12 protein-coding genes are annotated in these 13079 nt (G+C 27.8%); 10 read left to right on the forward strand and 2 right to left on the reverse strand.

Annotated features, from left to right (window positions below):
• From fliD to prfB, 7 genes are all read left to right on the forward strand, one after another.
• Positions 1 to 1608, forward strand: coding sequence for a flagellar filament capping protein FliD (gene fliD / locus BUA19_RS05940; RefSeq protein ID WP_072724663.1), 1608 nt, complete (start codon positions 1 to 3; stop codon positions 1606 to 1608).
• 30 nt (positions 1609 to 1638) lie between these two features.
• On the forward strand, positions 1639 to 2019 hold the full coding sequence (gene fliS, locus BUA19_RS05945) for a flagellar export chaperone FliS (RefSeq protein ID WP_072724664.1): 381 nt from the start codon (positions 1639 to 1641) through the stop codon (positions 2017 to 2019).
• An 8-nt stretch (positions 2020 to 2027) separates the two neighbouring features.
• A complete protein-coding gene (gene flgN / locus BUA19_RS05950; protein ID WP_072724666.1) occupies positions 2028 to 2528 on the forward strand; it encodes a flagellar export chaperone FlgN in 501 nt (166 codons plus the stop codon).
• A 26-nt stretch (positions 2529 to 2554) separates the two neighbouring features.
• The gene (locus BUA19_RS05955) at positions 2555 to 2752 is read left to right on the forward strand and encodes a YjfB family protein (RefSeq protein ID WP_072724667.1); all 198 of its coding nucleotides are present in this window, start codon (positions 2555 to 2557) and stop codon (positions 2750 to 2752) included.
• Between the two features lie 598 nt (positions 2753 to 3350).
• Positions 3351 to 3881, forward strand: a complete 531-nt coding sequence (gene hpf / locus BUA19_RS05960; protein WP_072724669.1) for a ribosome hibernation-promoting factor, HPF/YfiA family — start codon at positions 3351 to 3353, stop codon at positions 3879 to 3881.
• A gap of 127 nt (positions 3882 to 4008) precedes the next feature.
• Positions 4009 to 6681: a preprotein translocase subunit SecA gene (gene secA, locus BUA19_RS05965; protein WP_072724671.1), complete on the forward strand. Its 2673-nt coding sequence runs from the start codon at positions 4009 to 4011 to the stop codon at positions 6679 to 6681.
• A gap of 9 nt (positions 6682 to 6690) precedes the next feature.
• A protein-coding gene (gene prfB / locus BUA19_RS05970) for a peptide chain release factor 2 (RefSeq protein ID WP_143145383.1) occupies positions 6691 to 7795 on the forward strand; the annotation gives its coding sequence in 2 pieces (ribosomal slippage) (positions 6691 to 6765 and positions 6767 to 7795; 1104 coding nt in all).
• Positions 7796 to 7823: 28 nt separating this feature from the next.
• Here the strand turns inward: prfB and BUA19_RS05975 are convergent.
• On the reverse strand, positions 7824 to 8267 hold the full coding sequence (locus tag BUA19_RS05975; RefSeq protein ID WP_072724675.1) for a YaaR family protein: 444 nt from the start codon (positions 8265 to 8267) through the stop codon (positions 7824 to 7826).
• A 78-nt stretch (positions 8268 to 8345) separates the two neighbouring features.
• Entirely contained in the window at positions 8346 to 8753 is a 408-nt protein-coding gene (locus tag BUA19_RS11935) for a hypothetical protein (RefSeq protein ID WP_072724677.1), read from the reverse strand.
• 155 nt (positions 8754 to 8908) lie between these two features.
• On the opposite strand from BUA19_RS11935, the gene BUA19_RS05985 reads away from it, so the two are divergent.
• The 3 genes from BUA19_RS05985 to BUA19_RS05995 all read left to right on the forward strand — a co-directional run.
• Complete coding sequence (locus tag BUA19_RS05985; RefSeq protein WP_072724679.1) at positions 8909 to 11836, forward strand: DUF6240 domain-containing protein; 2928 nt, start codon at positions 8909 to 8911, stop codon at positions 11834 to 11836.
• A gap of 10 nt (positions 11837 to 11846) precedes the next feature.
• Positions 11847 to 12026 (forward strand): hypothetical protein, encoded by a 180-nt coding sequence (locus BUA19_RS05990; RefSeq protein ID WP_072724682.1) that lies wholly within the window; start codon positions 11847 to 11849, stop codon positions 12024 to 12026.
• 52 nt (positions 12027 to 12078) lie between these two features.
• Positions 12079 to 13079 (forward strand): flagellin N-terminal helical domain-containing protein (locus BUA19_RS05995; RefSeq protein ID WP_334292378.1); only part of this gene is annotated, 1001 nt, incomplete at its 3' end.

Here is a 13079-nt window from a genome sequence, read left to right on the forward strand (position 1 = left end):
ATGTCAAACATAATGAGAATAAGTGGTATGGCTACAGGGATGGATACTGAAAGTATGATCAAACAGCTTATGGATGCTGAAAAGATTAGACTTAATAAGTATAATCAGCAAAAGCAAATAAAAAAGTGGACTCAAGAAGCCTACAACAATATAAATAAAGACATAGCAAATTTTATATTAGATACTAAAAAAGAACTTGGAGTAGGATTTGGTGGATCTATAAGTAGTGCATCGTGGATGAAAAAAGCTACTTCATCTGATACAAATGTATTTGATGCTACTGCTACGTCTAGTGCAGTATCTGGAACACATAGTATAGAAGTAAGACAAATAGCTTCAAATGTCAATAAAGCAAGTTTAAGTGAAATTGACGATCCGAATGTTGACCTTTCGGGGAAGGTTGTAAAATTTAAGACTAGTTCGGGGACAGAAATAACAATAGATGGTTTTAGCAATATTAATGAATTGGTAAATAAAATAAATGAACATAGTGATGAATTGAAAATTAAAGCTAGTTATGATTCTAATTTTAAAAGATTTTTCTTATCTACTACAGAAGGTGGAGAAGAAAATATAATTCAAATATCAGAAGATAATGGAAATATATTTACTGGTGCTTCGAGTATATTAAAAACTGATTTAACTCTAAATGAGCAGTATAAAGGAACAAATGGAGAAGTTGTTTTTGATGGAGCTGTTATAACTACCACTAAAAATCAGTTTACTATAAATGGAATAAATATAGACTTAAAATCAGCTGATGCAGGAACTGTTCATACTATAAAAGTTGATACTGATGTAGACGGAGTATATGATAAAATAAAAGGATTTATAGACAAGTATAACGAACTTATAGATAAATTAAATAAAAAAATATCGGAAAAAAGATATAGAGATTATCAACCTTTAACTGATGAGCAAAAAAAGGCCATGGATGAAGATACTGTAAAGCTTTGGGAAGAAAAAGCTAAATCGGGACTTTTGAGAAATGATGAACATATAACTAGAATTTTGAGCAATACAAGATCTGGATTGTATGAACCTGTATATAGTGATTATGATGCAGGAGATTCAGGAAAATTATCAGGTTTTTCTTTTTTAACAGAGATAGGTATAACTACAGGAACTTATCAAGAAAAAGGAAAACTTAAAATTGATGAAACGAAATTGAAAGATGCGATTAGAGAAGATGTTGATGGTGTAATAAATCTATTATTTAATACTTCAGATGTAACTGAAAGTGAAGCTAAAAGTGATCCAGATAAAGCAAAAGAAAGAAGAGCCGAAACAGGACTTATAAATAGGCTTTATGATGATCTTATATCTGGTATGAAAAGTATAATAGATAAATCTGGAACAGGAGATAATGCATCTTTATATAGACAAGTAAAATCTACTATACTTATAGATTTTGTAACTAAGAGTGGTTCTATAAGTTTATTAGATAAAGATGTAATTAATATTGAAAAGCAAATATCTAGAGAAAATGATAGATTAAATAGAGTTGAAAATAGATATTGGAGACAATTTACAGCTCTTGAAAAGGCAATGAGTAAAATGAATTCTCAAAGTTCATGGCTTATGTCTCAAATGGGCATGGGTATGTAAATGATTAATCTTATATAGGGGGAAGTAAATATGGCAATGGCAAATCCTTATGCAAAGTATAAAACACAATCTATAAATACTGCAACACCAGAAGAACTTACTTTAAAGCTTTATGAAGGATGTATAAAATTTATAAATTTAGCGATGATAGCTGTAGATGAAAAAAATATAGAAAAAGCTAATAGTAATATAATAAAAGCACAAAATATAATAAATGAGCTTAATATAACTTTGGATATGAAATATGAAATATCGGAGAATTTAAGATCTCTTTATGATTATCTTCATAGAAGGCTTATTGAAGCTAATATTAAGAAAGATAAGGCGATATTGGAAGAAGTAAAAGAGTTTGTAGTTGAATTTAGAGATGCTTGGAAGCAAGCCATGGCAATAGCTCGCAGAGGAAAGTAGGTAGTTTGATGAATATAAGAGAGTTGATAAATTTTTTGATTCAAATTACTCAAAAAAAATATAATTTGATGAATGAAATATACGAGATAAGTAAAATGCAAAAAATAGAGCTAGAAAATAATAATGTGGATTTATTACTTAGACATGTAGAGGAGAAACAGGAAAAAATAGAAGAAGTAAATGAATTAGATAAAAAGTTTTACAGTATATATATAAAGCTAAAAGAAGAATTAGGGATAATTGATATTGAAAATATAGATACTAAAAAATATCCTGAGATAAAAGAGTTAAAAAATCAAGTAGGAAATATATTAGATGTAATTAAGAAAATAGATGAATTGGATAAAATTAACAACAACAAAGTAAAGGAAGAATTAGATAAGGTAAAAGAGGAATTGAATAAAGTCAGAAATAATAAGAAAAATTTAAAAAATGGAGCAAGAGCTTATAAGGGATATAATAGTAGGTATAATCATGCTCAAGGAGTTTTTGTTGATTATAAAAAATAAATTAATTATTTAAGGAGAGAAAAATTATGGATATAGCAGCTATGTCGATTGGGTTAAATCAAGCAAAACTTGCTCAGCAAGTAAGTGTTTCTGTGATGAAAAAAGTAATGGATACATCACAGCAACAGGCAAGTTTTATAAATGAAATGGTTAATAATAATGTTAAAGCCATGGAAAAATCAGTAAACCATCATTTGGGAAATGTAATTGACATAAGATTATAAATTTGATAAAATAAACTGGTCAATATTATAGGTCTGTGGTTGAAAATCCAAGCCAGTCGCAGGCAAAAGGATCCACGTAAGTTAATTCAAAAACGAATTAACGATCATGGTGCGGCTTAGAAGTAAGTCCTGCCGATGGAATCATCGAGAGGGATAGTAGTGCGGCAAACCCAAGCGAAATCTCCAGCAGGCGAGTGTGGGGGCAAAGACCAGGTCAGCTATAATATTATGCAGAGCATCAGAAGGGTGCTCTTTTTTTATGTAATTCTATAAATTACGACAATTTTTAATATTAAAAAACTAACAGGTTTGTGGATTATTGTGGATATAAATCCACAAACAAAATGCAGTAATGAACTTTATTCACAGATTTATCCACATTATCCACAGGCGCATGTTGAAATTATCCACTGATATTTTCAACGGATATTTACATTAAATATTGAAAAATTTACCTTGTATAATATATACTAAAAATAAAATAATAATTAAAATTTAAATATTTTAATTACAAAAAAATTGTTTTAATAAATTGTTTGTGGGTAAAATATAATTAAAATAAGTTTAATTACTTTCTAGTGTGAAAGGGGATGGCTTTATGAAATTGACTATAGTGGGAAAAAATATGGAATTAACAGAAGGGATAAAGGCGGCGATTGAGGAGAAGCTTTCAAAAATCGAAAAGTATTTTAATGATGATATAGATGTTAGGGCGACTGTTAGAGCTAAGAAAAACAGACAAACTATAGAGGTTACTATTATTCCTATTAGTGGTAATATAATAAGAGCAGAAGATTCTGAAGAAAATTTATATGCAGCTATAGATGTGGTTGTAGATAAGTTGAGTAAGCAACTTAGAAAATACAAAACTAAGTTAATAAATAAACATCATGACAATGGTAGTATAAGATTTGAAAATATAGATGGAATATATGATAATAAAGACGATGAAATAAAAATAGTGAGAAGAAAGAAATTTGGATTTAAACCGATGAATGAAGAAGAAGCAATACTTCAAATGGAATTACTTGGACATAACTTCTTTGTATTTACAAACTCAGAAACTGATGAAATGAATGTAGTTTATAAGCGTAAATCTGGGGGTTACGGTATAATAGAACAAGAATAGTGAAAAAAGTGGGACTAGTCCCACTTTTTTTGTTGTATATAATCTAGAGTATTTTCTGGTCTTTGTTATTTTTAGAACCTGTGTTAAAATATATATTAATGAATTTAATAGAAAAGAGGTAAAATGAATGGGATTTTTGGAAGATATATTTGGGTTTGGAGGAAAGCGAGAAATAAAGAAATTAGAAAAAATTGTTAATAAAATAGATGCGTTAGAATCTAAATTTGAAAGTATGAGCGATGATGAACTTAAAAATATGACAAATGTTTTTAAGGAAAGATTAAAAGGTGGAGAAACATTAGATGATATACTCGTTGAAGCTTTTGCTGTTGTTAGAGAAGCTTCAAAGAGGGTTCTTGGAATGAGGCATTATAGAGTTCAGCTTATAGGTGGTATAGTTCTTCATCAAGGAAGAATTGCTGAGATGAAGACAGGGGAAGGTAAAACTTTAGTTGCAACAGCTCCGGTTTATTTAAATGCATTAACGGGAAAGGGAGTTCATGTAGTAACTGTAAATGATTATCTTGCAAAACGTGATAAAGAATGGATGGGAAAATTATATGAGTTTTTGGGACTTTCTGTTGGTGTTATAGTTCATGGACAAAGTCCACAAGAGAGAAAAAAGCAATATGATTGTGATATAACTTATGGTACAAATAATGAATTTGGATTTGATTATTTAAAAGATAATATGGTTATATATAAAGATCAGATGGTTCAAAGAGAATTGAATTTTGCTATAGTAGATGAAGTCGACTCAATACTTATTGATGAGGCTAGAACTCCTCTTATAATATCTGGAGCTGGAAATAAATCTACTAGTCTTTATTTTGAAGCAGATCAATTTGTAAGAATGTTAAAAAATGAAGTTGATTTTACAATAGATGAAAAGGCGAATTCAGTAGCATTGACTGAAGAAGGTATAACTAAGGCTGAAAAGTTTTTTGGAGTAGAAAATTTAACAGATATATCTAACATAGAAATTTATCATCATATAAATCAAGCCTTAAAAGCTCATAATCAAATGAAAAGAGATGTAGATTATGTAGTTAAGGATGGAGAAGTAGTAATAGTTGATGAATTTACAGGAAGACTTATGTTTGGTAGAAGATATTCAGATGGACTTCATCAAGCTATAGAGGCTAAAGAAGGGTTAAAGGTTCAAAGGGAGTCAAAAACACTTGCTACAATTACCTTCCAAAATTATTTTAGAATGTATAAAAAATTATCTGGTATGACAGGTACAGCTAAAACTGAAGAAGAAGAATTTAGGTCTATATATGGTATGGATGTAGTTCAAATACCTACTAATAAGCCTATTAAAAGACAAGATTTACCTGATGCTATATACAGAACTGTAGAGGGTAAATTTAAGGCAGTAGTGAAAGAAATTGAAGAAAGACATAAGAATAAACAACCTGTACTTGTTGGTACTATATCTATAGAAAATTCGGAAAAAATTTCAGCTATGTTGAAGAAAAAAGGAATACGTCATGCTGTTTTAAATGCAAAGCATCATGAAAAAGAAGCAGAAATTGTATCGCAAGCGGGTAGACTTGGAGCTGTAACTATAGCTACTAATATGGCAGGTCGTGGTACAGATATAATTTTAGGAGGAAATCCAGAGTTTTTAGCAAAGAAAGAGCTTAAGAAAAAAGGATATAGTGATTATATTTTATCATTAGTTACATCTCCTATAGATATAGACGATGAAGAAGTAAGACGAGCTAAAGAAGAATATAACAAGATATATAGTGAAATTAAAAAGGTTACAGATGAGGAACAAAAGCAGGTTTTAGAAGCTGGTGGTCTTTGTATAATAGGTACTGAAAGACATGAATCTAGAAGGATAGATAATCAGTTAAGAGGTCGTGCTGGTCGTCAAGGAGATCCTGGAGTTTCAAGATTTTATATAAGTCTTGAAGATGATTTAATGAGGTTATTTGGAAGTGAAAGGATAATGGGTATTGTTGATAAGTTAGGTATGGAAGATGATATGCCTATAGAACATAAAATACTTTCAAAATCAATAGAAGGAGCTCAAAAGAAAGTAGAGGGCAAAAATTTCTCTATAAGAAAGCATGTTCTTCAATATGATGATGTTATGAACAAGCAAAGAGAAATTATATATAAAGAAAGAAGAAGTGTTCTTGAAGGAGAAAATATTAAAGATCATATAATGAGTATGGTAGAAAAAGTAATTCAAAATGCTATAGATATTTACACTGCTGATGGGACTTATCCAGAAGAATGGGATTTAGAAGGGTTAAAAGAATATTTATATTCGGTATTTCTCCCTAAAGGTTCTATAGTATTTGAAAATGTAGAAGAACTTGATAGAGATAAGATAAAAAGTATAATAATGGATGTTGCTGTTAAATTATATGATCAAAGAGAAAATGAAATAGGTAAAGAAAGAATGAGAGAAATAGAAAGGGTAATTCTTCTTCAAGTTGTAGATACTAAGTGGATGGATCATATAGATGCCATGGAGCAGCTTCGTCAAGGTATAGGGCTTAGAGCTATAGGACAAGAAGATCCTGTAAGGGCGTATCAATTTGAAGGATTTGATATGTTTGAAGATATGATAAAATCTATACAAGAAGAAACTATTAAGTATTTGTATAATTTTGCTATAGAAGAAAGAATTGAAAGAAAGCAAGTGGTAGATTTAGATAATTTATCTACAGATGAGGGAGAACAAAAAACTGTAATAAAGGGTGAAGATATCGGAAGAAATCAACCTTGTCCTTGTGGAAGCGGTAAGAAATATAAAAAATGTTGCGGAAAAAATGCATAGGAGGTAGAAATGTTAAACATTCAAGAATATAATCAAAAAATAGAAAGTATGAGAAAATCTATAGAAGAATTGAGGGTTTCTCTTTGACATTGCTAAAATGAAAGAAGAGATAAAATCTCAAGAAGAAGAAATGTCTAAAGCTGATTTTTGGGAAGATAATGAAAAAGCTCAAAAATTACTTCAAAAAAATAAATCTTTAAAGGAAACTGTTTCTGAGTTTGAAAATTTAGAAAATTCTTTGGAAGATATTGGTGTGTTAATGGAGTTATCTTTAGAAGAAGATGATTTATCTATTGAAAAAGAGGTTAATAATCTAATAGAGTCTTTATATTCTGACATAGAAGAAATGAAGATAAAAACTCTTTTAAATGGAGAATATGATAAAAATAATGCTATACTTTCCATACATGCGGGAAGTGGAGGGCTAGATGCTCAAGATTGGGCTAAAATGCTTTTAAGAATGTATACTAGATGGGCTGAAAGCAAAGGATATAAGGTTAGTATATTAGATATTTTATCTGATCCTGAAGCGGGAATAAAAAGTGCAACTGTATTAGTAGAAGGGATAAATGCATATGGATATTTAAAAGGAGAAAAAGGAGTTCATAGAATAGTTAGAATTTCTCCTTTTGATACTTCGGGTAAAAGACATACTTCGTTTGCTTCGGTAGATGTTCTACCTGAACTAGATGATGACATTGAAGTAGATATAAATCCTAATGATCTTAAAATAGATACTTATAGAGCTTCGGGAGCAGGAGGACAGCATGTAAACAAAACAGAATCTGCTGTGAGAATTACTCATTTACCTACAGGCATAGTAGTACAATGTCAAAATCAAAGATCTCAACATTTAAATAAAGATAAAGCTATGAAGATGTTGATGGCTAAATTAATAGAATTAAAAGAACTTGAGCAAAAAGAAAAAATAGAAGATTTACAGGGAGAGTATTCTCAAATTACTTGGGGAAGTCAAATAAGATCGTATGTATTTCAGCCGTATACTTTGGTTAAAGATCATAGAACTAATGCAGAAGTTGGAAATGTACAAGGAGTAATGGATGGGAATATAGATGTATTTATAAATGAATATTTAAAATATAGAAAAAGATAAGGAAGGGATAATATCCCTTCCTTATCTTTTACATGAATACATCGAGAAGCATTCCTTTAATTCCATCAAGTTTTTTAATAATTGAAAGTCTATCGACTTCTTCGTTTAAAAATTCTCTAGTAAGAGCACTTAATTCTCTATCTACATTTTTTACAATTCCGTACACTCTATGACGACCTCGTCTATCTAAAAAGTTTTGTTGAGAAAAGACATGAGAATTATTTACTGCTACATTTAAAAATTCTCTAACTAACTTTTTATATTCTATTAAATCTTTTAGATAAAGTTTTTCACCAATTTTATCAGATTGTTCTACTATTTTATCATATATATTTTTAAGGTGTTCTCTTACTTGTTCAGATTTTATTTTTTCAAATTTGGATTTAAATTCTGCACGTCTTAATTCTTTAGGTTTTATAGCATTTATATTATTTGTTTTATTTATATTATTTACTTGGTTGATTCTATTCAAATTTTCAGCTCCTCTCTTTTACCGACTTACATTATAATTTATCGGCAAAAGAAATATAACTTTTATAATGATTGTTGATTATTTTGCTATTTTTAATTTTATTATATCATTTGCGTTGTGAATACTTATAGTTTCTAAGTATACAATATCATTTTTTATTGATTTTATATCTCCTTCAACGTTAGAAACCCTATAATTTAATTGATCAAGTAAAGCTTTGTGTTCGTTAGTTCTATGTTCGAGAGCTTTAAGAATTTCGTGGTCTTCTTTTTGTTGAATTTTTATTAATTCGATGTCATTTTTAAGAATATTAACATCGTTCTTTAAAGAGTTAACATCGCTTTTAAGAGTATTAACATCATTTTTTAAAGTATTAACATCGCTTTTAAGAGTATTAACATCGCTTTTAAGGGTATTAACGTCATTTTTTATAGCATTAATATCATTTTTTATTTCTCTTAAAAATTCGATTATTTGATTTTCCATTATATTCAACTCCTCTTGTTTTTTTATGCTTATATTTTATCATAGGATTTATTTAAAAAATAGATTTTTTAAATGGGAAAATCTTACTTGGCTAAAGCGATAAGTGAAAAATGTCGATATGAAAGTATAAATAAATTAAAAAAAGGGTGGAATACATGCTTGATAAAGTTTCGAGAGAAATAGCTTATAATACGGTATCTGATAAGTATACTGCTTTTAATGCATCATTTAAAATAAGAGGGACATTGATTGAAAATAATGAAGATGAAGTAAAGATTGATGTTGGTGATAATAAAGTTATTGAAGCTAAGCTTAAAGAAAAAATTGATGCAAAAGTTGGAGATACGGTTGTAATAGATAAAAAGAATATAATAAGTTCTAAAATTGTCGATACATCTAGAGAAATAAAAGTAGATAAAGATGAGATAGTGAAATACTCAGATATATTGAAAAAATTAGATGTTGAAGTGAATGAAGAAAATTTAAATGCTGTGAAAGCACTTAATATCCATGGCATAAAACTTACTAGAGAAAATATAATGTCATTTGTTTATAGCAAAAATTATTTAGATGAAATAATAGGAAATTTAGATTATGATAGTGCAGTTAAACTTTTGGATAGAAATGTAGATATTGAAAATGATTCTCTTCAGAAAATATCATCTGTACTTGATGAGATAAAAAATGAAAAAGAAGGATTTTCTTTTTTAAATATTTTTAAAAAGAAAAAAGAATTAACAACAGATGAAGCTGAACAAATTGCTGAAAAGATATATGGAAGTAAAATGGGAAAAGATATAACTGATATTATAAAAGTGCTGTATAAAAGAAATGTAAGCATTACAAAAAAGAACATAGAAAGAGTAAATGATATATTTTATAAGTTGGATAAGCTTTCGGATATAAAAGATGAAACATTTATAGATACAGTAAAAAACAAAGTAGATGTTACAATAGATAATCTTTATAAAATAAAAAGTTTTATTAAAAAAGGAGTAGTTCAAGTAGTTGATAAAGTAAGTGATATATCAACTAAAGCGTATGAAAAATTTTTGCCTAAAGTTAATAGAGTTACAGAAAAAGACCTTAAACTTTTAGAAGAAGATATAAAATCTCTTTTGAAAGATATGGATATCAATGTCGATGAAAATATAACATTAGCTAAAAAATTCATAAAAAATGGATTAGAAGTAACAAAAGAAAATATACAAAATATTAAAGAAATGAAGGAAGCTTTAAACTATATAATTAAAAATTTAGATTGTGATAAAGTGGCAGTTCTCATTAAATCTAAAATTGATGTGGAAAAGGTGGATATAAGAGAATTGGCAAATGAAATAAAAAATATTGAAAATATTAAAATTGAAGTAAATACGGAAGATAAAGAAGTAGAAGATATACTAAAAAAAATAGATACTCTTAAAAAAGTAAGTGAGAAAGACTTATTAACTCTTCTTAAAAAAAATATAGATTTTAAAATAAGTAAAATAGAAAAAGTTATACTAAAAACAGAACAAAAGACAATAAGTAATATTAATGATATAATTTATGAACCTAAACATGTGGAGCAAAATAGAAATATACTAAATGGTAAAATACAAAGTATCTTAGAAAACTCAAATACATTACAAAAATCAGAAAATAAATATTTGGTAGAAATACTAAAGAACAATAAAGAAGTAATTATAAATTCAACAAATGAAAATATGCTTAATAATGAACAAAATCAAAATAGTGATTTGTTAAATTCTTCAATTAGCTCTATAAATAAGCTCACTAAAATATTTAGCGAAATCAAAAATTTGGATTTTAATATAATATCATTTCAGATTAAAAATAAAATACCTATGACATTAAATAATATACACAACAGTTATTTATTATTAAATAATAAAACTGATAATATTAAAAATACAAATAAAAAAATTGAAATGCCAAAAAATTTTGATTCTAAACATGAAAGTATAGTAAAAAAATATGTAAAAGATAATATAAGTGCATTTGATGTAAAAAAAGAAAATATAAAAGAATTTAATCAAGCTGTTAGCGTTGCAAAAGCGCTTATTCAAAATAGTTTGAATTTAAGCAAAATAAACATACAAAGAGTATATGAAGCTTATGGTCAATTTAAGTATATAAAAGATAATTTAACTAGTAAAATTGTAAAGGATAGTATAGTTAAAGGATTAAAAATAGAAGATATGAAATTGGATAATTTGTCTAAATATATAAAGGAATTTAAAAATGATATAGATAAATCTCAAGTGAAAATAAACAATTCTTTAAAAATATTTATTGATAATATTAATTCTATAAATAGAGAAAAAGAATCTTCTATAGCTTTTATAATGAAAAACAATAGAAATATGTCTTTAAAAGAAATTGAAAAAACCTCGTTATTTTTTAAAAACAAAAATCAAATAGGACATAAAATAGCAGATGTTATAAAATTCTTAGAAGATAGAGATGATCGAATATCAAAAGAAAATATATTTAAATTAAAACAAACAGTAAAAAAAATTTCAAAACATATTAAAAAAGGAAATTTAGAGCCTAAAAAAGTATATGAAGATATATCAAATACCTTAAAAGATATACAACATAATGTTAAATCGGATGATGAAATAAGCAAAACTATTAATAAAAAGTGCGAGGATTTAATGGAAACATTAGAAAAAAGTTATGTATTTAACAAAGATGAAAAAATACTTCAATTTCCAATTTTTATTAATGAACAATTTTCAAATCTCAATATGTATTTTAGAGATAGAAAAAAATCAGGCAAAAAAATGAACAAGGACAATATGGATGTAATTTTAAGCCTTGATACAGCCAATTTGGGGAATATAAATATTTATTTAGGAGTTAATAAAAATAATTTAAGTATAAAAATGTCAGTAAATAATATTGAAAATAAAAATCATATAGAAAATCATATAGAATTATTAAAAAATCTTTTAGAGGATACAGGATATAATTTAGATGATATTTCGTTTGAAGTAGATAATGAAAATATAATTGATATATCAAAAGAAAAAGAGAAAGACATTATAAGTAGAGGATTTTTAGACGTTAAAATTTAGAGGTGATTTGATGAAAAGAGCAGTATCTCCAAAAATTACCGCTATAAGTGGGAGAATTATAGCCGAAAAAATGATTGAGGAAGATAAATCTTTTATAAATTTAGATTTAGGAAGTGAAATACCTAAAGAGCTTTTTGAAATAGTTGCTAAAGTTTTAGTATTTGTTGAAACGGTAGATGAAAAAAAGTAAAATATTGAGTTCTAACAGGGACGATTTAACTTAATTCAGGGAGGAGTTTTTAATGCGAATAAATCATAATATATCTGCTATGAATGCACATAGGCTTTTAAATATTAATAATGCTTTTGCATCAAAATCACTTGAGAAATTATCTTCGGGAAAGAGAATAAATAGAGCAGGTGATGATGCTGCGGGAATGGCAATAACAGAAAAAATGAGAGCTCAAATAAATGGACTTAAAATGGCATCTAGAAACTCACTAGATGGAGTATCACTTGTTCAAACAGCAGAAGGAGCCATGAGTGAAATTCATTCGATGCTTCAGAGAATGAGAGAACTTTGTGTTCAAGCTGCAAATGGAACTATGTCATCTTCAGATAGACAGGCAATACAAGATGAAATAAATCAATTAACTTCAGAAGTAAATAGAATTGCAAATGGAACAGAATATAATACTAGAAATATATTAAAAGGAAATGAAGGACCAAATAGTCATACTTTGGTTCATAGGATGTCTACAGGAGAGTCTGCACAGTACAGAGGAAATGTGGATTTAACAGCAGTAGGTGCAGGTGGATTTAATTTATCTTCAGATCAGTTATCTATATGGGTGGATGGAGAAGAAAAAGTAGTTAATTTAACTGGAACTGATAATTCTACTACATTAGATAATTTTATGGAACTTGTAAATGATGCTTTGGGAGATTCTGCAAAAGCTGTTTTAGATAAAGATGGTCATATAGAAATAACAACATTATCTATTGGTGGCTCGAGTAAAATAGAAATAAATGGAAGCCAAAATGCGGTTAGATTATTTAAGTCTGGATGGAGTACAGGAAATCCTAATCCATCTGCTACAGGGACTGCAGAAAGTGCGACATCATCAGCAAAAGGATATTTTTATTTTGATTCTATACCAGAAGTAGGTTCAACTATTAAAATAGGGAATGAGACAATAGAATTTTTTGACAGTAGTGTAGCACCTTATGTAGGCTCAAATAGACCTATTGATATAAATGGGAAAGCTAACGCTGAAGATGTAGTAGATGAAATAATTTCAAA

Origin of the sequence: Tepidibacter thalassicus DSM 15285 (assembly GCF_900129915.1) — a bacterium.
GTDB lineage: Bacteria > Bacillota > Clostridia > Peptostreptococcales > Peptostreptococcaceae > Tepidibacter > Tepidibacter thalassicus.